The 22,928-nt window shown below is 70.9% G+C and carries 22 protein-coding genes; 10 read left to right on the top strand and 12 right to left on the bottom strand.

All coding sequences use genetic code 11. The annotated features are described in order from the left end of the window. Window positions 1–103: 103 nt before the first annotated feature. The 3 genes from OG884_RS29450 to pyrR are packed head-to-tail and all read right to left on the bottom strand — an operon-like array spanning window position 104 to window position 2,927. Window positions 104–1,432: a dihydroorotase gene (locus OG884_RS29450; RefSeq protein ID WP_326638233.1), complete on the bottom strand. Its 1,329-nt coding sequence runs from the start codon at window positions 1,430–1,432 to the stop codon at window positions 104–106. After that, window positions 1,432–2,361 carry an aspartate carbamoyltransferase catalytic subunit gene (locus OG884_RS29445; protein WP_326638231.1) on the bottom strand — a complete coding sequence of 310 codons (930 nt, stop codon included), beginning with the start codon at window positions 2,359–2,361 and terminating at the stop codon, window positions 1,432–1,434. Before OG884_RS29445 ends, OG884_RS29450 begins: the two co-directional genes overlap by 1 nt. Continuing rightward, entirely contained in the window at window positions 2,358–2,927 is a 570-nt protein-coding gene (pyrR, locus tag OG884_RS29440) for a bifunctional pyr operon transcriptional regulator/uracil phosphoribosyltransferase PyrR (protein WP_326638229.1), read from the bottom strand. The genes OG884_RS29445 and pyrR overlap by 4 nt, the downstream gene beginning before the upstream one ends. A 304-nt stretch (window positions 2,928–3,231) precedes the next feature. On the opposite strand from pyrR, the gene OG884_RS29435 reads away from it, so the two are divergent. The 3 genes from OG884_RS29435 (at window position 3,232) to OG884_RS29425 (ending at window position 6,727) form a co-directional block, all read left to right on the top strand. Then, on the top strand, window positions 3,232–4,476 hold the full coding sequence (locus OG884_RS29435; RefSeq protein ID WP_326638227.1) for an arginine deiminase: 1,245 nt from the start codon (window positions 3,232–3,234) through the stop codon (window positions 4,474–4,476). A gap of 408 nt (window positions 4,477–4,884) precedes the next feature. After that, complete coding sequence (gene bldD, locus OG884_RS29430) at window positions 4,885–5,379, top strand: transcriptional regulator BldD (RefSeq protein ID WP_326638225.1); 495 nt, start codon at window positions 4,885–4,887, stop codon at window positions 5,377–5,379. Between the two features lie 217 nt (window positions 5,380–5,596). Next, a complete protein-coding gene (locus tag OG884_RS29425; protein WP_326638223.1) occupies window positions 5,597–6,727 on the top strand; it encodes a PP2C family protein-serine/threonine phosphatase in 1,131 nt (376 codons plus the stop codon). Between the two features lie 154 nt (window positions 6,728–6,881). On the opposite strand, the gene OG884_RS29420 is transcribed toward OG884_RS29425, so the two are convergent. Both OG884_RS29420 and OG884_RS29415 read right to left on the bottom strand, forming a co-directional pair. Next, the gene (locus OG884_RS29420) at window positions 6,882–7,328 is read right to left on the bottom strand and encodes an SAV_6107 family HEPN domain-containing protein (RefSeq protein WP_326638221.1); all 447 of its coding nucleotides are present in this window, start codon (window positions 7,326–7,328) and stop codon (window positions 6,882–6,884) included. Window positions 7,329–7,712: 384 nt separating this feature from the next. Further along, window positions 7,713–8,516, bottom strand: a complete 804-nt coding sequence (locus OG884_RS29415; protein WP_326638220.1) for a L,D-transpeptidase family protein — start codon at window positions 8,514–8,516, stop codon at window positions 7,713–7,715. A 119-nt stretch (window positions 8,517–8,635) separates the two neighbouring features. On the opposite strand from OG884_RS29415, the gene OG884_RS29410 reads away from it, so the two are divergent. Both OG884_RS29410 and OG884_RS29405 read left to right on the top strand, forming a co-directional pair. Beyond that, window positions 8,636–9,112, top strand: a complete 477-nt coding sequence (locus OG884_RS29410; RefSeq protein ID WP_442811550.1) for a YbaK/EbsC family protein — start codon at window positions 8,636–8,638, stop codon at window positions 9,110–9,112. Window positions 9,113–9,195: 83 nt separating this feature from the next. Next, window positions 9,196–9,744, top strand: a complete 549-nt coding sequence (locus tag OG884_RS29405; protein ID WP_326638217.1) for a GNAT family N-acetyltransferase — start codon at window positions 9,196–9,198, stop codon at window positions 9,742–9,744. A 26-nt stretch (window positions 9,745–9,770) separates the two neighbouring features. On the opposite strand, the gene metF is transcribed toward OG884_RS29405, so the two are convergent. Further along, on the bottom strand, window positions 9,771–10,703 hold the full coding sequence (gene metF / locus OG884_RS29400; RefSeq protein WP_326638215.1) for a methylenetetrahydrofolate reductase [NAD(P)H]: 933 nt from the start codon (window positions 10,701–10,703) through the stop codon (window positions 9,771–9,773). 401 nt (window positions 10,704–11,104) lie between these two features. Here metF and OG884_RS29395 point away from each other — a divergent pair, with 401 nt between their 5' ends. Continuing rightward, window positions 11,105–12,172, top strand: coding sequence for a polyprenyl synthetase family protein (locus OG884_RS29395; RefSeq protein ID WP_326638213.1), 1,068 nt, complete (start codon window positions 11,105–11,107; stop codon window positions 12,170–12,172). A 227-nt stretch (window positions 12,173–12,399) separates the two neighbouring features. On the opposite strand, the gene thiE is transcribed toward OG884_RS29395, so the two are convergent. Genes thiE through OG884_RS29380 form a run of 3 tightly spaced genes read right to left on the bottom strand, consistent with a single transcriptional unit; the run spans window position 12,400 to window position 14,622 of the window. Continuing rightward, window positions 12,400–13,041, bottom strand: coding sequence for a thiamine phosphate synthase (gene thiE, locus OG884_RS29390; protein WP_326638211.1), 642 nt, complete (start codon window positions 13,039–13,041; stop codon window positions 12,400–12,402). After that, entirely contained in the window at window positions 13,019–13,393 is a 375-nt protein-coding gene (locus OG884_RS29385; RefSeq protein ID WP_326638209.1) for an Rv2175c family DNA-binding protein, read from the bottom strand. The genes thiE and OG884_RS29385 overlap by 23 nt, the downstream gene beginning before the upstream one ends. A gap of 50 nt (window positions 13,394–13,443) precedes the next feature. After that, on the bottom strand, window positions 13,444–14,622 hold the full coding sequence (locus OG884_RS29380) for an NAD(P)/FAD-dependent oxidoreductase (RefSeq protein ID WP_326638207.1): 1,179 nt from the start codon (window positions 14,620–14,622) through the stop codon (window positions 13,444–13,446). A gap of 314 nt (window positions 14,623–14,936) precedes the next feature. On the opposite strand from OG884_RS29380, the gene thiO reads away from it, so the two are divergent. The 4 genes from thiO (at window position 14,937) to pknB (ending at window position 19,047) form a co-directional block, all read left to right on the top strand. Beyond that, window positions 14,937–16,073, top strand: a complete 1,137-nt coding sequence (thiO, locus tag OG884_RS29375) for a glycine oxidase ThiO (protein ID WP_326638205.1) — start codon at window positions 14,937–14,939, stop codon at window positions 16,071–16,073. Continuing rightward, window positions 16,070–16,270 (top strand): sulfur carrier protein ThiS, encoded by a 201-nt coding sequence (gene thiS / locus OG884_RS29370; protein ID WP_326638204.1) that lies wholly within the window; start codon window positions 16,070–16,072, stop codon window positions 16,268–16,270. Before thiO ends, thiS begins: the two co-directional genes overlap by 4 nt. A gap of 5 nt (window positions 16,271–16,275) precedes the next feature. Further along, window positions 16,276–17,034: a thiazole synthase gene (locus tag OG884_RS29365; RefSeq protein WP_326638202.1), complete on the top strand. Its 759-nt coding sequence runs from the start codon at window positions 16,276–16,278 to the stop codon at window positions 17,032–17,034. A gap of 75 nt (window positions 17,035–17,109) precedes the next feature. Beyond that, the gene (gene pknB / locus OG884_RS29360; RefSeq protein WP_326638201.1) at window positions 17,110–19,047 is read left to right on the top strand and encodes a Stk1 family PASTA domain-containing Ser/Thr kinase; all 1,938 of its coding nucleotides are present in this window, start codon (window positions 17,110–17,112) and stop codon (window positions 19,045–19,047) included. A gap of 61 nt (window positions 19,048–19,108) precedes the next feature. Here pknB and alc read toward each other — a convergent pair whose 3' ends face one another. The 3 genes from alc to OG884_RS29345 all read right to left on the bottom strand — a co-directional run bounded on the left by alc (window position 19,109) and on the right by OG884_RS29345 (window position 22,891). After that, window positions 19,109–20,062 carry an allantoicase gene (gene alc / locus OG884_RS29355; RefSeq protein ID WP_326638200.1) on the bottom strand — a complete coding sequence of 318 codons (954 nt, stop codon included), beginning with the start codon at window positions 20,060–20,062 and terminating at the stop codon, window positions 19,109–19,111. Between the two features lie 93 nt (window positions 20,063–20,155). Continuing rightward, window positions 20,156–21,484, bottom strand: a complete 1,329-nt coding sequence (gene allB, locus OG884_RS29350) for an allantoinase AllB (RefSeq protein WP_326638199.1) — start codon at window positions 21,482–21,484, stop codon at window positions 20,156–20,158. Window positions 21,485–21,664: 180 nt separating this feature from the next. Continuing rightward, on the bottom strand, window positions 21,665–22,891 hold the full coding sequence (locus tag OG884_RS29345) for a glycerate kinase (protein WP_326638198.1): 1,227 nt from the start codon (window positions 22,889–22,891) through the stop codon (window positions 21,665–21,667). Window positions 22,892–22,928 lie beyond the last annotated feature (37 nt).

Raw genomic sequence — 22,928 nt, 5'->3', positions numbered from 1 at the left:
GCTACAGCTCCGCAAAGTATGAAATATCTGGCACATTGGTTCGCCGTTTCCCCGCCGAGCGGGACGCTCCCGCGCCCGCCCGACACGCCGCGGCGGGAGGTCCTCACGCGAGCTTCCCGTCCAGGACCGTCGGCCTGCCCCGCAGGAAGGTCGCCACGACACGGCCGGGCAGGGTAAGGCCCTGGTAGGGGGTGTTGCGACTCTTGGAAGCGTAGCCCGCCGGGTCGACCGCGGCGCGCACCGCCGGGTCGTAGAGGGTGAGGTTGGCGGGCGCGCCGACCTCGATCGGCTGCCCGTGTCCCCGAAGCCTGCCGATCCTGGCCGGTGCGCAGGACATGCGTTCGGCGACGCCGGCCCAGTCGAGCAGCCCCGTCTCCACCATCGCCTCCTGCACCACCGCGAGCGCCGTCTCCAGCCCGATCATGCCCATGGCCGCGGCGGCCCACTCGGTCTCCTTGTCCTCGACCGGGTGGGGGGCGTGGTCGGTGGCCACGCAGTCGATCGTGCCGTCGGCCAGGGCCTCGCGCAGCGCCTCGACGTCGGCGCGGGTGCGCAGCGGCGGGTTCACCTTGTAGATCGGGTTGTAGGAGCCGACCGGGGAGTCCTCGACGAGGTCGTCGGTCAGCAGCAGGTGGTGCGGGGTCACCTCGGCGGTGACGTCCCAGCCCTTGGACTTGGCCCAGCGGATGATCTCCACCGAGCCCGCCGTGGAGACGTGGCAGATGTGCAGGCGCGAGCCGACGTGGGCGGCGAGCAGGCAGTCGCGGGAGATGATCGCCTCCTCGGCGACCGCGGGCCACCCGGTCAGGCCCAGCCTGCCGGAGACCGCGCCCTCGTTCATCTGCGCGCCCGCGGTCAGGCGAGGCTCCTGGGCGTGCTGGGCGACGACGCCGTCAAAGGCCTTGACGTACTCCAGCGCACGGCGCATGAGCACCGCGTCGGAGACGCACTTGCCGTCGTCGGAGAAGACCCGGACCCGCGCCGCGGAGTCGGCCATGGCGCCGAGTTCGGCCAGGCGCTCGCCGCCCAGGCCGACCGTGACGGCTCCGACGGGCTGCACGTCGCAGTGGCCCGCCTCCTGGCCCAGTCGCCAGACCTGCTCGACGACGCCGGCGGTGTCGGCGACCGGGTCGGTGTTGGCCATGGCGTGCACGGCGGTGTAGCCGCCGAGGGCGGCGGCGCGGGTGCCCGTGGTGACGGTCTCCGCGTCCTCGCGCCCCGGCTCGCGCAGGTGGGTGTGCAGGTCCACCAGGCCGGGCAGGGCGATCAGGCCCTCGGCCTCGACGGTCTCGACGGTCTCGCCGCCGCTCAGCCCCCGGCCGATCTCCACCAGGAGGCCGTCGCGGATCAGGATGTCGGCGGGCTCCCCGCCGAGGATCCTGGCGCCCCTGATGACGATGCCGTCACGCGTGGCCCCGATGCGGTCGTTCATCAGATCTCTCCCCCGAGGTCGGCGCCGCCAAGCAGCAGGTACAGAACGGCCATGCGTGCGGTCACACCGTTGGCGACCTGCTCGACGATCGTCGAGCGCGGCGAGTCGGCCACCTCGGCCGCGATCTCCATACCCCGGTTCATCGGGCCGGGGTGCATCACGATGGCGTGGTCGGGCATCCTGACGACGCGCTCGCGATCGAGCCCGTAGCGGCGGCTGTACTCCCGCTCGGTGGGGAAGAACGCCGCGTTCATCCGCTCACGCTGCACGCGCAGCATCATCACCACATCGGACTTGGGCAGCATCGCGTCGAGGTCGTAGGAGACCTCGCACGGCCAGGAGCCGACGTTGACCGGGAACAGGGTCGGCGGGGCGACCAGGGTCACCTCGGCGCCGAGGGTGGCCAGCAGCAGCACGTTGGAGCGGGCCACCCTGCTGTGCAGCACGTCGCCGACGATGGTGATCTTCCTGCCGTCCAGCGAGCCCAGGCGGCGGCGCATGGTGAAGGCGTCGAGCAGGGCCTGGGTGGGGTGCTCGTGGGTGCCGTCGCCGGCGTTGACGACGCTGCCGCGCACCCAGCCGGCCAGCCGGTAGGGCGCGCCGGAGGCGCCGTGCCGGATGACGACGGCGTCGGCGCCCATCGCCTCCAGAGTGAGCGCGGTGTCCTTGAGCGACTCGCCCTTGGAGACGCTGGAGCCCTTGGCGGAGAAGTTGATGACGTCCGCCGACAGGCGCTTGGCCGCCGCCTCGAAGGAGATCCTGGTCCGGGTGGAGTCCTCGAAGAAGAGGTTCACCACGGTGCGGCCCCGCAGGGTGGGGAGCTTCTTGATGGAACGTTCCGAGATCTTCGCCAGCTCGTCCGCGGTGTCCAGGATGAGCAGGGCGTCGTCGCGGGTCAGGTCCGCCGCCGAGATCAGGTGCCGCTTCACCGGCCGTCCTCCTTCAGCAGCAGGACCGCGTCGCGGCCGTCGTTCTCCTCCAGGTAGACCTTGACGCTCTCGGACTTGGAGGTCGGCAGGTTCTTGCCCACGTAGTCGGGGCGGATGGGCAACTCGCGGTGGCCGCGGTCGACCAGGGTGGCGAGCTGCACGGCCTGTGGGCGGCCCAGGTCGTTGAGCGCGTCGAGCGCGGCGCGGACCGTGCGGCCGGAGTAGAGGACGTCGTCGACGAGGACGACGGTCCTGCCGTCGATGCCGTCGGCGGGCAGCTCGGTGCGGCCCAGCGCGCGGGCGGGACGCAGGCGCAGGTCGTCTCGGTACATCGTGACGTCGAGGGAGCCGACGGGCACGGAACGACCCTCGAACTGCTTGATGTGGGCGGCCAACCGGCGGGCCAGGTGGACACCGCGCGTGGGGATGCCCAGCAGGACGACGTTCTCGCCCCCCTTGGTCCGTTCAAGGATCTCGTGAGAGATGCGGACCAGAGCCCGGTTGATATCGGGCTCCTCAAGGACGGCGCGCGCGCCGCTCAGCGCATGCGAAATGGCATCGGCCAAGGAGTAACACCACCTTTCCCGCCTCACTGGACGGGTCTTAAAGGGAGTCAGCGCTCTTACGTTACCAGCCGCGTGACGGTCCACCTCTGCCCAGGCTCACCCGGCCTCACCTCGACGGATGCCGGACGCCCGCCTCAGCGATCTTCCCAAAGGTAAATAAATATCGTGATCTTCGCTGACTTCCCATGGTTCTGGACGGGTATGCGCTTTAGATCCGCACAAAGGTGAAGTATGGCGAGCGCGCCCAGGGGATCCGGGGCGCAGCCCTCCCGACGGTCTCGTCACCAGCCGCGAAGGAAGAGAAATGACCTTTCACGTCGACTCCGAGGTCGGCCGGCTCCACCAGGTCCTGCTGCACAGGCCCGAACTGGCCCTGAAACGGCTCACGCCGTCGAACAAGGACGATTTCCTCTTCGACGACGTGCTGTGGGTCCAGCGCGCCGTGGAGGAGCACGAGGAGTGGCAGAGACTCCTGGTCGACCAGGGCGTCACCGTTCACATGCTCTCCGACCTGCTCCACGAGACCGTCGAGATCCCCCAGGCGCGCAAGCACATCCTGGACGGCATCGCCGACGAGCGCTACTTCGGCCCGATGGCCGTCGACGCCATCCGCAACGCGCTGGACTCGATGGAGTCCAGCGTGCTCCAGCGCTACCTCACCGGCGGCATCACCAAGCGCGAACTGGTGGAGATGGGCACCGATCCCAAAAGCCTCGCCTTTCACACGCTCAGGCCGGACGACTTCGTCCTGCCCCCGCTGCCCAACCACCTTTTCACCCGCGACACCTCCTGCTGGATCTACGACGGCGTCTCGATCAACGCGATGAGGAAGAAGGCCCGCCGCCGCGAGACGGTCAACATGGAGGCGATCTACCGCTACCACCCCGCCTTCGCACCCGGCTACGACCGGCCCGACGAGGGCGGCTACCACGTCTGGATGCCCGGCATCCCCGCGGCGCCGGCCACCATCGAGGGCGGCGACGTGCTCGTCATCGGCCGGGACGCGGTGCTGGTGGGGATCAGCGAGCGCACCCAGCCGCAGGCCGTCGAGATGCTCGCCCGAAGCCTGTTCGGGAAGGGCTCCGCGACGAGGATCGTCGCGTTGGACATGCCGAAGGCGCGGGCCTTCATGCACCTGGACACGGTCATGACCAATGTGGACGTCGGGGTCTTCACCAAGTTCGCGGGGCTGGGCATGCTGCCCTCCTACACCGTCGAGCCCGGCGACAACGAGAAGGAACTCAAGATCACCGACCATCCCCCCGAGGACATGCACAGAGCCATCGCGCGGGCGATCGGCCTGGACGACATCAAGGTCCTCAGCGCGACGCAGGACGTGTACGCCTCCGAGCGGGAGCAGTGGGACGACGGCTGCAACGTGCTGGCCCTGCGGCCCGGCGTGGTCGTGGCCTACGAGCGCAACACCACCACCAACAACCACCTGCGCCGCAACGGGATCGAGGTCATCACGATCCGGGGCAGCGAGCTCGGCAGGGGCCGGGGCGGCCCGCGCTGCATGAGCTGCCCGCTCGAACGCGACGGCATCTGACCACCGCATCGTCGCACCGGGTATTCCTCGCGGCCGCGTCATTGAAGATCATACGCTTGCCGCCGTACCCGACGATGATGTTGCCCCGAATCCCCCAGAAGAAGCCTGAAGCTAGCGAAAATCCCGCAAAAACCAGAGGTTTCGCGATGCACGGTAGGACAAGTACGGCGTTTGAGGCGGACCACATCGGATCGGATTCGGCATCTTTTTTCCAATCAGCTTGACCTTAGGCGCCCACAGCTTTACCGTCACTGTCCGTAACCACACCTCGTGGCGTTATCGGGTGAACCCTGACGCACCGGTCACCGAAGACACCTACCCCGGGCGCCAACCCGGTGACCGGGGCATAAGTTGCGAGGTAGCACAATCAAGTTGAGAGCAGTACATACAGAGCCGGGGGGCCACACCATGCCGTCTGAGTATGCCAAGTCGCTGGGTGCACGACTCCGCGCCATCCGCACCCAGCAGGGCCTGTCCCTGCACGGAGTCGAAGAGAAGTCCCGCGGGCGCTGGAAGGCGGTCGTCGTGGGTTCCTACGAGCGTGGCGACCGTGCCGTCACCGTGCAGAAGCTTGCCGAGCTGGCTGATTTCTACGGGGTGCCGGTATCGGAGTTGCTGCCCGGAGGGGCTGCTCCCAGCCCTCTCGGCCCGACACCGAAGCTTGTGATCGATCTTGAGCGCCTTGCCCAGCTCCCCAAGGAGAAGGCCGGCGCGCTCGCCCGTTACGCGGCCACCATCCAGAGCCAGCGTGGCGACTACAACGGCAAGGTGCTGTCCATCCGCCAGGAGGACCTCCGCTCCCTTGCCGTGATCTACGACAAGTCCCCCGGCGAGCTCACCGAGGAGCTCATCGGCTGGGGAGTCCTGGACCCCGAGGCGCGCCGCGCCGTCGAGTCCTTCTGACCACCTGACCGGTCGTGGGTGCGCCGGAACCGGCGTGCCCACTCCGCTCCCGAAAATCTTGCTCTCAGCGGAACGTTGACTTCATCCCGCCCCGGCCCACGGCCGCTGTGGTAGGAAAAGGCAAACATTCGATTGGCGAGATACGGTGGACATGACTTCGGGAGATGATCGGCTCGATCACTCTCGACCGCACCCGAAAAACCGTCTCCACTCCGTCATGGTGTCGCTGGGTTCAACCAGGACGCGCACTTTCCTGCGCCTGCTGGCATCGATCGGCACCACCAGGACCCAGGACACCCTGAAGCTGCTGCCGTTCGTCGTCATGGCCGTGGTGGCCGTGATCGACTTCGGCTCGGGCCCCACCTCCGGCCTCCTCCCGCTACTCGCCCTCGGCCCTGCCTTCGCCAGCGTGGCCTGCGGCCTGGGCCGCACCACCGTGATCGGCGCCGTCGCCCTGGTGCTGTGCGTCGCGCTCGGCATCTACAACGACATCCTCTGGACGCCCCGTACCAACATCACCATGTTCGCCATCCTCGGTGTCACCGTGGCCAGCGTGCTGGCCAGCGCCGGACGGCTGCGCCACGAGCGCCAGCTCGCCGACGTGCGCTCGGTGGCCGAGGCGGCCCAGCGGGTGCTGCTGCGCCCTGTGCCCCGCCGCGCCGGTCCCGGCATAGGCGTGGCCGTCTCGTACACCTCCGCCACGGCCGAGGCCAGGATCGGCGGTGACCTGTACGAGGTCGTCACCACCCCGCACGGGGTCCGGATCATCGTGGGAGACGTCCAGGGCAAGGGGCTGGAGGCCGTGGAGACCGCGGCCGTGGTGCTCGGCGCCTTCCGCGAGGCGGCCCACGACGAGAGGAAGCTCCAGGGCGTCGTGAAGCGGCTGGAGAAGGCGCTGACCCGCGAGTTGTCCGGCGAGCAGTTCGTGACCGCCGTACTGGCCGAGATCGGCGGCGGTTCCACCATCACCGTCATCAACTGCGGCCACCCCCCGCCCATGGTGCTGGACGCCGACGGCGTGATCTGGTTCGCCGACCCACCGGACGAGGCGCTACCGCTGGGGATGAGCACGCTCCAGGTCAGCAAGCCGTCGCCGCACCGCATCCCTTTCGAGCTGGGGGACCAGGTCCTCTTCTACACCGACGGGGTCATCGAGGCGCGCAGCGGAACCGGCGAGTTCTACCCGCTGTCGGAGCGGGCGTACCTGCTGGACGGCGAGGACCCTCAAGGGGCGCTGGACGCCCTGCGCGCGGACCTGCTCCACCACGTGGGCAGGCCGCTGGGCGATGACGCCGCCATGCTCCTGCTGCGCCAGCGCGCCGCCCACGAGAACTCCTCGGCGGCGTAAAAGCCAGACCAGGCCAGACCAGGCCAGACCGGCCCCCTTGGATCCGCTGCCACCGCGGCCGGTCAGCGGCGCCCCGCCGCGCTGTCGCCGGTCACCGCCGTGGCGAGGACCGGCTGACCGCCCCTCGCCACGGCAGGATCCCGCCGGAGGCGACCTAACCCGCCAGGGGGACTCGGCCGGGGAGCACGGGTTGCGCCGGCAGCCCGAGCAGGCTCTCGACCTCGGTGACGAAGCGCTCCGCCTCGGAGATGAGCTCCTCGGCGTCTCGCGACGACACCGTGCGGGTCAGACCCGCCTCCGCGGCGGCCCGCTTGGCCGCGCTCGTCTCGAAGTAGGGCGCCCACCCGGCCAGCCGGGGCTCGGCCTGCGGCAGCAGCTCCCAGGCACTGCGCAGCCTGCGCCTGCGGCCCTCCATTGGACGGGGTCGCGCGGCCAGGACGGCGGCGGCCGCCCTGAGCGCCGCGAGGTGGGCCGCGACGTAGCGAGCGGCGGAGGTCCGGGCGGCGGCGGCCTCTTCGAGGCAGTCGCGCGCGTCTGTGAGGTGCGCCCGCACCGTGGGGGACAGCCGGGGCCCACCGGAATCGCCGAGCCGAGGGGTCATGTGTGTCAGCCTCCTTGGTCGCAAGCGGCTCCCGGCGTTTTCACCGGCGGTGTCAACATTCGCAGACCCCACCGACAAATCCGCCGGGCGGCCGGACGAGGAGCTTCCCCTCTCCCCGCCCGCCCCGACCTGGGCCCGATCGTCTCCTCCGACGACGTGGATCCGGTCGACCACCCTGGACACGGGCCGCGAGCCCCGCGTCATTACATCGAACATAAATTCGACCACTAATGCTGTCAAGTAGAGCGACGAACAAAAGTTCGATCTTCTGATATGACGGACATGACGGAGGCCCCGGGAGATCTCCGTCTCCCGGGGCCCCTGCCCTCCGGCCACCGAACCGTCCGCCGGGTCAGTGCCCGCCGGATCGCCCGCTCCGCCGCACTACCGGGCGAACCTGCCTCGGACATGCACCGGCACCCCGGTGCCGATCAGACCGGGAAGGACCTCCGCCACGTGCATCGGCAACCGGACACAGCCGTGGGAGGCGGGTGCCAGCGGCACCGACAGCGCGCCGTGGAAGGCGATGCCACCGTTGAAGAAGATCGGGTTGTAGAGCTGGCCCAGGTAGGACTTGTGCCAGCCGTCCCTGCGCCAGGTGGTCTTGTAGTCGCCCGTCGGAGTGCGGGCGTCGCCGCAGAACCGCTGGGTCCTGCCCTCCCAGGTGGCCGTCTCGCAGTAGGCGATTCCACTGCCCGAGGAGGTGTGGCTGATCAGCTTCACCGCGCCGTTGACGTAGAGGACCATCACCTGGGTGGTGAGGTTCACCTCCACCCTGGTCGGCTTGCCCTTGGGGACGAGCACCTTCGGCGCCAGCGGGCTCTCCAGGGCCTTCCAGGTCCTGCGCGCCACGGTGCTGGTCGGCGAGATGCCGTTGACCTTCTGGAAGGCCCAGATCGCGGTCAGAGTCGCACCGCCGTAGCGGCCGTCGACCCTGCCCGGGGCGTAGCCGAGCTCGGCCAGCCTCTCCTGGAGCACCTTCACCGCGGCGCCCTTCGCGCCGAGCCTGAGCGTCTTGCCGGGGGCGGCGAACCGGGACACCTCGGTCCTCGTCGCGACGACCGGCGCGGCCGAGACCGTGGCCCGGGCCTCGGCCGCGCCCGCGGAAAAGGTGACGCCCACGGAAGAGAGGAGCACGGCCCCCGCCGTCATCAGCGTGGCCGCTCCCAGCCGCTGTCCAACCCCCACTTTCCACCAACTCCTCATATCACTATGGATCAGGTCAAGGGACCATAGCGCACGGGTTCCCCATGCAAGCCGCCGGTTATGAAGCGGCAATAAACGGTCAACCCGTTTAGAGTGGCCAGGTGCCAGAAAAGTTGCATCCGAACGTTGAGAAAGTCACCGCCGTGCTGCGTGAGCACGCCGTCCCCGGTGAGGTCGTCACCTTCTCGGAGGCCACCCCGACCGCCGCCAGCGCCGCCGCGCAGCTTGGCTGCGAGGTCGGCGCCATCGCCAACAGCCTGATATTCGACGCCGACGGCGAGCCGCTCCTGGTCCTGACCAGCGGCGCACACCGGGTCGACACCGCCCTGATCGCCAGGACGGTCGGCGTGGCGAAGGTGAAGCGCGCCGATCCCGCCTTCGTTCGGGCGGCCACCGGCCAGGTCATCGGCGGCGTCGCCCCGATCGGCCACCCCGCCCCGGTCAGGACGCTGGTCGACACCTGGCTGGGCAAGTACGACGTCGTCTGGGCCGCCGCCGGCCACCCGCACACCGTCTTCCCGACCTCCTTCGACGAGCTCGTCCGCATCACCGGCGGGGTCCCCGTCGAGGTCGAATGACCGCGATCCGGCGGTGAGCGCCGGGCGACGTTCCCGCCCCTGGAGATGACCCGCGTCACGCCCTCCCTGCTAGGGTGCGACGCGTGATCGGACTGCGACGGATCGGCCCCGACGAGTTCACGCTCCGTCTGGACGCGGTCCTCGACGTCTACACCAAGGCGATGAATCCGCCCGCCGACCAGATCGCCGGCCGCAAAGCGATCATGGGAAACCACGCCACCCATCCCGCCTTCACCTGCCTGTTCGCCGAGCTCTCCGACGGCACCCCGGTGGGCATCGCCTACGGCTTCCACGGGGTTCCCGGCCAGTGGTGGCACGACGTGGTCCGGCGGGCCCTCGCCGAGAAACACGGCGAGGGCAGCGCCCGCGGCTGGCTGGGCGACGCGCTGGAGCTGGCCGAGATCCACGTCCGCCCTGACTACCAGGGCAAGGGCATCGGGCGGTCGATGATCACGGGCATGTGCGCGGGCCGCCTGGAGCGCACCGCCGTGCTGTCCACCCGCGACCGGCCCACCGCGGCCCGGCACCTCTACCGGAGCATGGGCTTCGTGGACCTGCTCACGCAGTTCGTCTTCCCCGGCGGGCACGAGCGGTACGCGATCGTCGGGACGGTCCTCCCGCTGGGCGGCTGAGCCTCCCGGCGGGGGACCTCTCCGGCTCAGACCGCCGGCGGGGTTACCTTCGGCCCGTGGTCGAGCGCCTGGAAGACCTCGCGGGTCGCGCTGGAGCGGTTGAAGGTGATGAAGTGGATGCCGGGCGCGCCCTCGTCGAGCAGGGTCTGGCAGAGCTCGGCGGCGAGCTCGATGCCCAGACTGCGCACGGCGGCCGGGTCGTCGGCCACGGCCGCGAACCTCTCTGCCACCTCGGGCGGGAACGGCGCGCCGGAGAGCTGCTCCGACCTGGCGATGGTGCTCACCTGCGTGACGGGCATGATGCCGGGGATGATCGGCGTGTCACAGCCGCTGGCCACCACCCGGTCACGGAGCCGCAGGTAGTCGTCCGCGCGGAAGAACATCTGGGTGATCGCGTAGTCGGCGCCCGCCCGGCACTTGCGCACGAAGTACTCGGTGTCGGACTCGATCGAGTCGGACCTGGGGTGCTTGTAGGGGAAGGCGGCCACGCCCACGCAGAAATCGCCGGACTGGCGGATGAGCCTGACCAGCTCCTCGGCGTACAGGACGCCCTCGGGGTGGCGCACCCACTCGCCCGTCACGTCGCCCGGCGGGTCGCCCCGCACGGCGAGGATGTTGCGGACGCCCGCCCCCGCGAACCGGCCGACCAGGTGGCGCAGCTCGCGGATGGAGTGGTTGACGGCCGTGAAGTGGGCGACCGGGGTCAACGTGGTCTCACGGGCGATCCGCTCGACGATGTCGACGGTGCGATCGCGGGTGCTGCCGCCGGCGCCGTAGGTGACGGACACGAAGGTGGGGTGCAGCGCCTCCAGCTCGCGGACGGCACGCCAGAGCTGGCGCTCCCCCTCGTCGGTCTTCGGAGGGGAGAACTCGAAGGAGAACGAGTGGGCACCGGCGGCGAGGAGTTCGCGGACGGTGGCGACACGATCTGGAAGGACGGACGGGCGACCCAGAGCCATGAGGCAAGGATACCGACCCGGCCGCTCGGGTGACCGATCAGATCACGATCATCCATGGGGTGGGCTCCGCGCAAAACAACCACCCTGCTAGATCGAAATATCCCCTTGGACCGTTAATCTCATTACTTGACCTCCTTCCGGCGCCGAAGCCGGAGGATCCCATCTTTCATAGATTGGGTTTCCTGCCTCGCAGTCAGTCGCGGGAAACCCGGAGGTGTCGTGTCTCACCCCGGCTCCACAAGCGTTTCACCTCTCCGCCGACCCGGCGGGAAGGCCCATGTCGATCATGCGTACGGTGGCCGGGGTGTCATCGCCGCCGGACACGGTGCCGGAACGTGCGGCACCGCACCGTCTCTTCCCCCCAGAGCTGAAGCCCAGGGTCTCCACACCGGAGGTATTCGATGACCACTTCTGCGATCGCACTGGACATGATCCGGTCCGAGGTGGACCACGCTCTCCGGCGGTTCGTCGAACAGCAGCGTCCGCAGGTCAGTGCTCCCGAGCTGGCCCCCCTTGTCTCCGCGGCCGAGGACTTCCTCGCGGGCGGTAAGCGGTTGCGGCCCGCCTTTTGCTACTGGGGCTGGCGTGGTGCGGGCGGAGGTGACGACCCCGCGCTTTTCTCCGCTGCCGCCTCCCTTGAGCTGCTCCAGGCAAGCGCCCTGGTACACGATGACGTGATGGACGCCAGCAACCTGCGCCGGGGCATGCCCTCGGCGCACCGCAGGTTCGAGGCACTGCACAGAAAGGCGGGCTGGCACGGCTCCGCCGAGCAGTTCGGCGAGGGAGCGGCCATTTTGCTGGGTAACCTGATGCTCATCTGGTCCGGCGAGATGTGGCGCAACAGCGGTCTGCCGGCCGCCTCGCTGGCGGCGGCGCAGAAGGTGCACGACGACATGCGCACCGAGCTGATGTGCGGCCAGTATTTCGACCTGCTGGAGCAGGCGCACGGCGAGGGCACCTTTGACAGCGCGCTGCGGGTCGCCCTCTTCAAGAGCGGCAAGTACTCCGTGGAACAGCCGCTCCGGCTCGGGCTGGTGCTGGCCGCCCAGGGCAGGGAACCCTGGATCGACCGGCTCTGCGAGGAGTACGGGCGGTCCGTGGGCATCGCCTTCCAGCTTCGCGACGACATCCTGGGCGTGTTCGGCGACCCTGGCGAGACCGGTAAACCGGCCGGCGACGACCTTCGAGAGGGCAAGCGGACGATGCTCATCGCCCGCACGCTCGCCGTCGCCTCGGCCTCCCAGGAACAGGTGGTACGCACCACGCTCGGCGACCCGGATCTGGACGAGGCCGGGGTCGACCGGCTGCGCCGGATCATCAAGGAGACGGGGGCGCTCGCGGCCTGCGAGGACCTGATCAAGGGGTACCTGGAGAACGCCCTCGGTTCGCTGAAGGGCTCCCCGATCCGCCCCGAGGCCCGCGCGGCCCTGGCCGACCTCGCGGTGGCCGCCACCTCCCGGCGCACCTGACCGGCGCACCTGGTCGGATCACACGGTCTGCGCACCGGTCCGGTTCACGGACCGGTGCCCCGGCCGGCATCCCACCCGCCAGGCCGGGGACGTCGAAGAGGGGATGCCAAAGAGGGGATGCCAAAGACACGCTCCTCGCCACCGGGCGAAGGAATTCACCCGGCCGGTACGCCCGCCCTCACCGGGACGCGCCGGCAGACACGCTCCTCGCCGCCGAGCGAAGGGGCTCAGGCGGCGGCCGCCAGCCTCCGCTTGAACTCCTCGGCCGCCGCCTTGGGATCGTCGGCCTCGGTGATGGCCCGCACGACCACGACCCGGCGCACACCGTAGGAGATGACCTCGTCCAGGTTGACGAGGTCGATGCCGCCGATGCCGAACCAGGGCCGTTCGGTCTCCAGGGCCGCGGCATGCCCGAGCAGGCCGGGGCCCGGAGCGTGCCTGCCGGGCTTGGTGGGTGTCGGCCAGATCGGGCCGCAGCAGAAGTAGTCGACGCCGGGCTCGTCCGCCGCGGCGGACGCCTCCTCGGGGGCGTGAGTGGAACGCCCGATGAGGATGTCGTCGCCGAGCATGTCGCGCACGATGGGCACCGGCAGATCGCCCTGGCCGAGATGGAGCACGTCGGGACGGATCGCATAGGCGATGTCGGCCCTGTCGTTCACGGCCAGGAGCTTGCCGTGCCGGTCACAGGCCTCACGGAAGACGGCGAGGAGGTCGATCTCCTCACCCGCCTCAAGGCCCTTCTCGCGCAGCTGCACGATGTCGACCCCGCCCGCGAGGGCGGCGTCGAGGAAGTCCGCGAGGTCTCCCCGGTCACGTCGCCCGTCGGTGCACAGATACAGGCGGGCGTCAGAAACCGAGGGCTTGGGCACGTCTCTTCACTTCCGTGTGGCGGCCCGCCACGATCGCGTCGACCGGCGAGCCCGGCAACGTGTCGTCGGGGGTGAAAAGCCAGCGGAGCGACTCGACGTCGTCGTATCCGGCGTCGAGGAGCACCGTGAGAGTGCCCGGCAGCCCCTTGACGACGTCCGCGCCGGCGAGGAAGGCCGCAGGGACCTGTGGCTCACCACCGCCCCTGCGCACTCCGATGAGCTTGCGGTCCTTGAGAAGTTGCTTGGCGCGACCGGCGCTCAGGTTGAGCCTCCTGGCAACCTCGGTCAGGGTGAGCCACTCGCCCACCAACTGGTCGGTCTCCCGGTCGATCTGCGCAACAGAAAGCGTCACGAATCCACCACTACCACATCGAGCCCTTCGCCAAACACCTGGCGGCGAGGTTACGCCACCGTACAGTCGCGCAACGCTATCGCAGGGTCGGCGAGGCGATTGACATCGAGGCGCCGTCCGCCCTCGATGAGGCGGCGCCCCTGGACGAGGTCGCGGGGACGGTTGACCGACAGGAGCGCGGCGAGCCGGTCGTCTTCGGTCACCCAGCACACCGCCCACCCGGGCTTTCCCTCGGCCGCCGGGTCTCCGCGCCGGATCAGGCGGGCGCCGTCGTGGTGCCCGGCGTACTGGACCATGTGGCCGAACTGCTCGGACCAGAAGTAGGGGACCGGGTCGTAGACGGCGACGTCGCCGACGAGCGTGGCCGCGGCCACGTCCGGGGCGCCCAGGGCGGTGTCCCAGTGCTCGACGCGGAGGCGCACGCCGTAGCGGCGCGACCACCAGGCCGCGCAGTCGCCCACGGCGACCACGCCGGGCAGCGAGGTGCGCAGGTGCTCGTCGGTGACCACGCCGTTGTCGAGCCTGATGCCGGAGCCGGCCAGCCACTCGGTCGCGGGCCGCACGCCGACACCCGTGACGACCACGTCGGCCTCGACCGCGGAGCCGTCGGCCAGGATGAGCCCCCCGTGCTCGACCGAGGCGACCATGGTGCCCAGGCGCAGGTCGACGCCCGCCTCCGCGTACCAGGGGGCGGTGTAGGCACCGACCTGGCCGAGCGCGGTGGACAGCGGGGTGGCCGCGGCCTCGACGACGGTCACGACGCACCCCGCCTTGCGAGCGGCGGTGGCCACCTCGGCGCCGATCCAGCCCGCGCCGATCACGGCGACCCTCGTCCCCCTGCCGAGCAGGGAACGCAGCCGGAGCGCGTCGTCGATGGTGCGCACCACGTGCTGGGGGCCGTCCCCGCGCAGCCGGATCGGGCGCGCGCCGGTGGCGATGACCAGGCCCTCGTAGGCCAGCTCGCCCTCGGTGGTCTCGACCACTCCGGGGTGGAGCCCCTTGGCGGAGACACCCGCGTGGAAGTCGACCTCAAGCGCGTCGAGGTCGGAGTCGACGACTGTGGAGTCGGTCTCGCCGAGCAGCACCCCCTTGGACAGGGGTGGACGATCGTATGGTCTGTGCCGCTCCTCCCCGATCAGCGTGATCCTGCCGCCGAACCCGCGGGCCCGTAACGCCTCGACGCTGCGTACACCGGCCAAGCCGGCGCCTACCACTACGACATGATTCACACTTCCTGACCATAAGCGTCAGCACCGTACTCCTACCAACGGTCGTTGATAACGAAAATGGTATTTACCTCACATCTGACGCTCTAGGCGTGTTGCCGGACCCACTAGGGTGAAGGGAAGACGCGCGGGAGCCCGGAACGCACCGGGCTGAGAGGAGGGCCGCGGGACGACGAAGGACCCTGCGCGAGCCAGGTGGTGTGCGAGGAGGAAATCCGCACGGCACGAGGCGAGCGAGGTCCGGAGGCGACCGCGAGCGGGCCCTCGACCGCCACGAACCTGATCCGGGTCATGCCGGCGAAGGGAGCGGAGCACTTATGGCGGACCATTTCGACCTCCTCGTCGTCGGCGGGGGGGTGATCGGGCTGTCGGTGGCCTGGCGTGCCGCCGGCCGGGGCCTGAGGGTGGCGGTGGCCGACCCCGCGCCCGCCTCCGGCGCCTCGCACGCGGCGGCCGGCATGCTGGCCCCGGTCAGCGAGGTCACCTACACCGAGGAGCCGCTCCTGCGGCTGGGCCTGGCCTCCCTGGCCCGCTGGCCCGCCTTCGCCGCCGAACTGGCGGACGCCGGCGGGCACGACCTCGACTACCGCACCGACGGCACCCTCGACGTCGCCTTCGGCTCGGACGACCTGGCCGCGCTGGACGACCTCGCCGCCTTCGCCGCCAAGCTGGGGTTGCCCGCCGAGCGGCTCACCGGCCGCGAGTGCCGCCGCCTGGAACCCATGCTGGCCCCCGCTGTCCGCGGCGGTCTGCTGGCGGGCGGCGACGCCTGGGTGGACCCCAGGAGGGTCACCACCGCACTCCTCGCCGCCCTGGAGCGGGCGGGCGGTGCCCTGGTGCGCGCCCGCGTGACCGAGCTGCTCACGGCCGCCGGAGCGGTCACCGGGGTAGGGCTGGCGACCGGCGAGAGCGTCGGGGCCGAGAAGGTGATCCTCGCCGCCGGGGCCTGGTCGGGCTCCCTGCCGGGAATGCCGCCCGAGGCACTTCCCCCGGTGCGTCCGGTCAAGGGCCAGATCATGCGGCTGCGCTCCCCCACGCCGATCCTGCGGCGATGCGTGCGCGGGGTCGTGCACGGTTCGAACGTCTACCTGGTGCCACGCGGCGACGGCGAGATCGTCCTCGGCGCCACGCAGGAGGAGATGGGCTTCGACACCCGCGTCACCGCCGGTGGGCTGTGGGAGCTGCTGCGCGACGCGCGGGAGCTCGTCCCCGGCGTGACCGAGCTGGAGGTGGCCGAGGTCGCCGCGGGACTGCGCCCCGGCACCCCGGACAACCTGCCGCTGGTCGGTCCCACGATCGTGCCCGGCCTCCATATGGCCACCGGACACCACCGGGGCGGGGTACTCCTCGCCCCGCTCACCGCCGACCTCTGCTCGGGCGAGACCGACCCCGAGCTCTCCCCGATCTGCTCACCCCTCCGCTTCCAGGAGCACCCACAGCAGGAGCTGTCATGAACGTGACCATCAACGGCGCCGCGCACGAGTTGCCCTCGGGGGCGACCGTCGCGCAGGCCGTGCAGCGGCTGACCGGCATGCGGAGCGGGGTGGCCGTCGCGGTGAACGACGAAGTCGTCTCGCGCGGCGCCTGGGAGGCCACCGCGCTGGCGGAGGCCGACCGGGTCGAGGTGCTCACCGCGGTTCAGGGAGGGTGACCGGCATGGCGGACGATCTGCTCATCGGCGGCGAGAAGTTCTCCTCACGTCTCATCATGGGCACCGGGGGCGCCCCGTCCCTGGAGATCCTCGACGCGGCGCTCGCCGCGTCGGGGACCGAGCTGACCACCGTCGCGATGCGGCGGCTCGACCCGGCCGCACGGGGCTCGGTGCTCGACGTGCTGCGCCGACGCGACATCAAGGTACTGCCGAACACCGCGGGCTGCTTCACCGCCGGGGAGGCCGTGCTGACCGCCAGGCTGGCCAGGGAGGCGCTGGAGACCGACTGGGTGAAGCTTGAGGTCATCGCCGACGAGCGCACCCTGCTGCCCGATCCCATCGAGACCTTCGACGCCGCCGAACGACTGGTCGCCGACGGGTTCGTGGTGCTGCCCTACATCGGCGACGACCCCGTGCTGGCACGCAGGCTGGAGCAGGCCGGCTGCGCGGCGGTGATGCCGCTGGGAGCCCCCATCGGTTCCGGGCTGGGCATCCGCAACCCGCACAACATCGAGCTGATCGTGGAGTTCGCGAACGTGCCGGTGATCCTGGACGCTGGGATCGGCACGGCCAGCGACGCGGCACTGGCCATGGAGCTGGGCTGCGACGCGGTTCTGCTGGCCACCGCGGTCACCCGGGCGCGGCGCCCGGAGCTGATGGCTCAGGCGATGCGCGCGGCCGTTTCGGCGGGCCGGGCGGCCCACCTGGCCGGACGGATACCCCGGCGTCGCTACGCGGAGGCCTCCTCCCCTCTTCATCGATAGAAAACGACCACGTCTCGGCATCGGTTTGGGATTCATGGATCCTGCCGGCGTCAAATCGCCCGTAAACTCGGCCACGTGGACACGACGCTTACGGACCCCCTGGTCGGGAAACTCCTCGACGGGCGTTACCGCGTCGAGTCCCGGATCGCCCGGGGCGGGATGGCGACCGTCTATCTGGCCCTGGACATCCGGCTCGACCGCACAGTCGCCGTGAAGGTGATGCACCGCTCTCTCGCCGAGGACCCCGCCTTCGTACGGCGCTTCATCGGCGAGGCCAAATCAGTGGCGAGCCTGTCGCATCCCAACGTGGTGCACGTCTTCGACCAGGGCACGGACGGTGACAACGTCTACCTCTCGATGGAGTACGTGCCGGGCCGGACCCTGCGCGACGTACTCCGCGAGCGGGGTAGGCTGCCCGCCCGCGAGGCACTGGAAGTCATGATCCCGGTGCTCGCCGCGCTGGGCGCCGCCCACCAGTCGGGCCTGGTCCACCGGGACGTCAAACCGGAGAACGTGCTGCTCGCCGACGACGGCCGGGTCAAGGTGGTGGACTTCGGCCTGGCCCGCGCGATCGAGGCGACCAACCAGACGCGCACCGGTGTCATGATCGGCACCATCGGCTACATGTCCCCCGAGCAGGTGACCGCAGGGGCCGCCGACGCCCGCAGCGACGTCTACGCGGCCGGCATCATGCTGTTCGAGCTCCTGACCGGCCGCCAGCCGTACGAGGGCGACACCCCGATGTCGGTGGCCTACCGGCACGTGCACGACACGGTGCCCGTACCCTCCGCGCTGCTCCCCGGCTCTTCCCCGCTGCTCGACACCCTGGTGGCCAGGGCGACGGCCCGCGATCCCGCGAGCCGTCCCGCGGACGCCACCGCGCTGCTGGTCGCCGCCGTCGACGCGCACCGGATGCTGCCCAGGGAGAGCGGCCCGGTGCAGTCCGTCCCCGTCGGGCCGCCGCACGCCCACGAGACGGTCGTGTCCGCGCCGCCCGCCCCGGCCAACCACACGCTGATCCAGCCCCGCGTCGAACTGCTCACCAGCCCGGTGGGCGATCAGCCCCCGCCCGCTCCCAAGGCGCGCAAGATGTCCGGCGCCCGCTGGTTCCTGCTCGCGCTGGCCGTGGTCATGGTGATCGCGGTGGGGGTGACCGGCTGGCTGTTCTCGCAGAACACCACCATCGTGGTGCCCTCCACCCTGGTGGGCAAGAACATCACGGTCGCCACCAGCGAGGCCAGGCAGCGCGGCTTCACCGTCGAGGAGGGCGAGCCCAAGCACGACGAGAAGGTGCCCAAGGGCAACGTGCTCAGTACCGACCCCGTGGCGGGCACCGAGGCCGAACCGGGGAGCAAGCTGACCCTGATCGCCTCGGCCGGCCCCAAGCGGGTCGCGGTGCCCAACGTGGTGGGCATGACCGACCCTCAGGCCAGGAGCAGGCTGGCGGAGGCCTCGCTCCTCGTCGGCAAGGTCAGGAAGCAGCCCAGCGAGACCGTGCCGCGCGGCCAGGTGATGCGGACCGTCCCCGCCGTGGGGAACCCGGTCAAGGAGGGCAGCAAGGTCGACCTGGTCGTGAGCGCGGGCCTGCTCATGCCGGACGTCAGGGGCATGCCCCGCGACCAGGCCGACGGGGTGCTGCGCGGGGCCGGATTCGCCCCCGAGTTCGTCGAGCAGACCGACGCCGCCCAGCCGTGCACGGTCATCGCCCAGGATCCTCAGCCCAAGGCCGAGGTCGACAAGGGCGCCGTGGTCCGGCTGACCCTTTCGCAGTGCGCCGCCGAGTGGCACTGGCCCTGGGAGAACAACGGTGAGGCACCTCCCGGCGACGGCGGAAACGTCGTGGTGATCCCGAACATCGTCTTCAAGGACTTCAGGGCTGCGCGCGACGAGCTGCGCGCCGCGGGGGTCACGGTGAAGCTGAGGCGGACCCTGGGCAAGGGCACGGTGCTGGCCCAGGTCCCGCCGGCCGGCCAGGCGGTCCCGCCCGGCACCGAGGTCACCATCTGGTACTGACGGCCGGGACGGGTTCGGCGCCCGGCGCCCACGCCGGGGGGAACCTCCGCGTTCCGCGTGCTCAGCCTCCGCTGAGGAGACCGTGCAGGCGGATCCTGGCGAGGCCGCCGTCGGGGTGGATGTCCACCCTGGCGTACCCGGCCTCGGGCGCGTCGGTGATGCGGAAGCGGTGCCGGGTGTCGGGCAGCAGGCGGGTCCTGGGCAGCAGCGGGAACCAGGTGGCGCCGTCCGTGCTGCCCGTGACGGAGACCTCGGCGGGAGCGTTGAACACCAGGTTGGTGGTGTCGATCTCGGCGAGCCTGACGATCCCGGGACCCGCCAGGCGGATCACCAGCCAGTCGTTGCCACCGTCGCGGCGGCGGGCGGTCTCCCAGCCCTCGGCCTGGTGGCGGGCGAGGCCAGGAAAGATGGCGTTGTTGGGCGAGGAGTAGAACTCGTTGGAGCAGGCGGTGACGAGCGCGCCGTTCTCCAGCGCGGCCAGGTCCAGGCCGAGTCCCTCGTACACCGACAGGTCGGGCCTGACCTCGCCGTGCACCCGCAGCCGGGCGATGCCCCCGTCGGGGAACATGTTCAGCCGCACGTGGGTGTAGCGGTGCTCGCCGGACACCTCGAAGAAGTGCTCGGCGTCCCCATTGAGGTCGCTCCTGGGTACGATCTCCACCCAGTGGGCCGCCTCCAGCTCGGCGACCGTCGGGTAGCCCTCGACCTCGGCCCCCTCTACGGATGCGTGTGGCGGGTAGTTGCCCTTGAACCAGGCGGTGTCGATCACGACCCCCCGGACCACCCCGGGCATGCCGAGCCGGACCAGTGCCCAGTCGTGGCCGGGCTCGCGCCGCCTGCGGGTCTCCCAGCCGTCGTAGACCTGCCCCTTGGCGCCGAAGGTGTGCGGCCGGAAGCCGGGGCGGCCCGGCCGGATGAGGCTCTCCCTCTCGGCGAAGGACTCGTCGTTGGCCGAGATCACCGAGCCGCCGAGGGTGCGCAGGGCGAGGTCGGGCAGTGCGGTGAACTCGGTCAAGGAGAGAACCTTTCTCGCGAGGAGCGGACTCGGCCGCCCGGATCGTGCTGAGGAGCGGACTCGGCCGCCCGGATCGTGCTGTGGGAGGGCCGGCTACCGGAGGACGCCCCTGGACTCCTTCCCCACGGTCCGGCCGCGCAGCCAGGTCGTACGGACCACACCCGTGAGCGTCCTGCCGTGATAGGGCGTGACCGGATTCCTGTGGTGCAGCCTGGAGACGTCCACGGTGTGGACGGCGTCGGTGTCGAAGGCGACCAGGTCCGCGTCGGCGCCCTCGACGATGGCGCCCTTGCCGTGCAGCCCGGCCAGCTCGGCCGGGCGGGTGGCCATCCAGCGCACCACGTCGCCCAGGCCGTGCCCGCGCCGCGCCGCCTCGGTCCAGATCGCGGTCAGGCCGAGCTGGAGGGAGGAGATCCCGCCCCAGGCGGCGGCGAAGTCGGGCACCTTCAGGTCGGGGGTGGAGGGCGAGTGGTCGGAGACAACGCAGCCGAGCACCCCGTCGGCGAGCCCGCGCCACAGCTCGTCGCGGTTGGCCGCGGCACGGATCGGCGGGCAGCACTTGAACTGGGTGGCGCCCTCGGGCACCTCCTCGGCCACCAGTGTGAGGTAGTGCGGGCAGGTCTCCGCGGTGAGCCTGATCCCCTCCCGCCTGGCCCTGGCCAGCGGTTCCAGGCAGAGCGCGGACGACACGTGCAGGATGTGCGCCCGCACCCCGGTCTCCTCCGCCAGCGCGGCGACCCGCTCGACGGCACGGCGCTCGGCCTCTCCGGGGCGGGAGTCGAGGAACTCCGGGTATCGCGGCCCCACCGGGTCGGCGAGCAGCGCGGGATCCTCGGCGTGGACGACCAGCAGGCCGTCAAAGGAGGCGATCTCCACCATGGCCGCCCGCAGCCCGTCCGTGTCCAGCGGCGGGAACTCCTCCACACCCGACGGGGACAGGAAGCACTTGAACCCGCGCACACCCGCCTCGTGCAGCGCCCTCAGGTCCCCGACGTTGCCGGGGATCGCCCCGCCCCAGAAGGCGACGTCCACCGCGCACTGCCCCTCCGCGGCGTTCCTCTTCACGGCCAGGGCGTCCACGTTCACGGTCGGCGGCAGCGAGTTGAGCGGCATGTCCACGATCGTGGTCACCCCGCCCGCCGCGGCGGCCCGGGTGGCGGAGGCGAAACCCTCCCAGTGGGTCCGGCCGGGCTCGTTGACGTGCACATGGGTGTCGACGAGGCCCGGCAGCAGCGCGACGTCGCCGAGGTCGACCTGCTCAGCGGCATTCAGCTCGGCGTCGTTCAGCTCCGCGTCGTGGGCGCGCACCCCGACGATCTTCCCGTCCCGTACGGCGACGACCGCCGGGCCCTCTCCTCCGGGCAGCACGGCCCGGCGGGACCGGATGACCAGATCCGGCACGTCCTCAGCCCTCGCACTCATCGGCTCTCCGTCCTGCCTGCTTCTCACCGCGGAACGCGCCGGCCTGAGCGCCCGGACCCCACACGCTCATCGGCCCCGTGCCCCCTTCCCGTCCCCGCCGCGCCCGGGCGGCGCCGGAGTGGCGCTCAAAGTGCGCCCGAGCGGTGCCCGAGTGGTGCCCGAGTGGTGCCGGAGTGGTGCTCAAAGGTGCCTCTCGGCGACCGTGCGCGCGAGCCGTTCCAGCAGTGGGCCCGCCTGCGACATGCACACGGCCGGGTCGGGCTCGATGTCGGTGAGCGCGTAGGCGGCCGTGATGCCGGCCGCGCTCAGCTCCTCGTCACCGAGAGCGCGGCGCCCGCAGACCACGACGACGGGGACCCCCGCCTTGGCCGCGGCGCTCGCGACCCCCGCGGGTGCCTTGCCGCGCAGCGTCTGCTCGTCGAGCGAGCCCTCACCGGTGACGACGAGGCACGCCCCCTCAAGGCTGTCCTGGAATCCGAGCAGGTCGAGGAGGTAGTCGATGCCGGGCCGAAATTCGGCCGCCAGGAAGGCCAGCGCGGCGAAGCCCACTCCCCCGGCGGCACCGGCGCCCGGCTGCCCGGCCACGCCCATCGAACGGACGACGCCGTCGTGCTCGGCGGCCCCGACCAGACCGTGGGTGTGCGCGGCGACGGCGGCCAGCCTGGCGAGGGCGGCGTCGAGCAGCCTCACCTCGTCGGGGCTCGCACCCTTCTGCGGCCCGTACACGGCGGCGGCTCCGTGCGTGCCGAGCAGCGGGTTGTCCACGTCGCCCGCGACGACGAACTCGACATCATCGATCTCGATAAAGTCGGATTTATCGATTTTTGCCAGGTTGCCGAGGGCGGCTCCGCCGAACGGGAGCTCCTGCCCGTCGGCGTCCAGGAAGCGGACGCCGAGCGCCCGCATCATGCCCGTGCCTCCGTCGGTGCAGGCGCTGCCGCCGAGGCCGAGCACGATCCGCCGGGCCCCGCGCCGTACGGCGTGGGCGATCAGCTCGCCGGTGCCGTGGCTGGTCGCGGTGAGGGGTGCCGTCTCGACGCCCTCGTGCGCGAGCGACCCCGCCGCTGAGACGACCGGCCCCGAGGCGGCCGGTAGCCGCCGCAGCCCTGACGCCTCGGCCAGCTCGACGACCGCGGTCGCCACGTCCCCACCCGGGAGGGCGTCGCGCCAGGCGTAGGAGGCGAGGACCGGCTCGCCGACGGGACCGGTGACCTCGACCTCGACCCGGGTGAACCCGCAGGCCACGACCGCGTCCACGGTGCCGTCACCGCCGTCGGCCACCGGCAGCGCGACCGTGGCGACGCCGGGCCCGAGACCCGCGGCGATCCGCTCGGCGACCTCCGCAGCCGTCAGCGAGCCCTTGAACTTGTCCGGGGCGATAACCACATGTCCCGACAACTCAGACAACCCTGCCCCCTAATGGCGGATGGGCGGCACGTGTCCC

This window comes from Streptosporangium sp. NBC_01755 (genome assembly GCF_035917995.1).
In the GTDB taxonomy this organism is placed as follows: Bacteria; Actinomycetota; Actinomycetes; order Streptosporangiales; family Streptosporangiaceae; genus Streptosporangium.
This window is presented reverse-complemented; position numbering and strand designations above follow the sequence as displayed.

Excerpts from the sequence above, each read along its gene's own strand:
- OG884_RS29450 (WP_326638233.1), bottom strand. The coding sequence starts at position 1,432 with ATGAACGACCGCATCGGGGCCACGCGTGACGGCATCGTCATCAGGGGC.
- OG884_RS29435 (WP_326638227.1), top strand. The coding sequence starts at position 3,232 with ATGACCTTTCACGTCGACTCCGAGGTCGGCCGGCTCCACCAGGTCCTG.
- bldD (WP_326638225.1), top strand. The coding sequence starts at position 4,885 with ATGCCGTCTGAGTATGCCAAGTCGCTGGGTGCACGACTCCGCGCCATC.
- OG884_RS29425 (WP_326638223.1), top strand. The coding sequence starts at position 5,597 with ATGGTGTCGCTGGGTTCAACCAGGACGCGCACTTTCCTGCGCCTGCTG.
- OG884_RS29420 (WP_326638221.1), bottom strand. The coding sequence starts at position 7,328 with ATGACCCCTCGGCTCGGCGATTCCGGTGGGCCCCGGCTGTCCCCCACG.
- metF (WP_326638215.1), bottom strand. The coding sequence starts at position 10,703 with ATGGCTCTGGGTCGCCCGTCCGTCCTTCCAGATCGTGTCGCCACCGTC.
- OG884_RS29395 (WP_326638213.1), top strand. The coding sequence starts at position 11,105 with ATGACCACTTCTGCGATCGCACTGGACATGATCCGGTCCGAGGTGGAC.
- thiO (WP_326638205.1), top strand. The coding sequence starts at position 14,937 with ATGGCGGACCATTTCGACCTCCTCGTCGTCGGCGGGGGGGTGATCGGG.
- thiS (WP_326638204.1), top strand. The coding sequence starts at position 16,070 with ATGAACGTGACCATCAACGGCGCCGCGCACGAGTTGCCCTCGGGGGCG.
- OG884_RS29365 (WP_326638202.1), top strand. The coding sequence starts at position 16,276 with ATGGCGGACGATCTGCTCATCGGCGGCGAGAAGTTCTCCTCACGTCTC.
- allB (WP_326638199.1), bottom strand. The coding sequence starts at position 21,484 with ATGAGTGCGAGGGCTGAGGACGTGCCGGATCTGGTCATCCGGTCCCGC.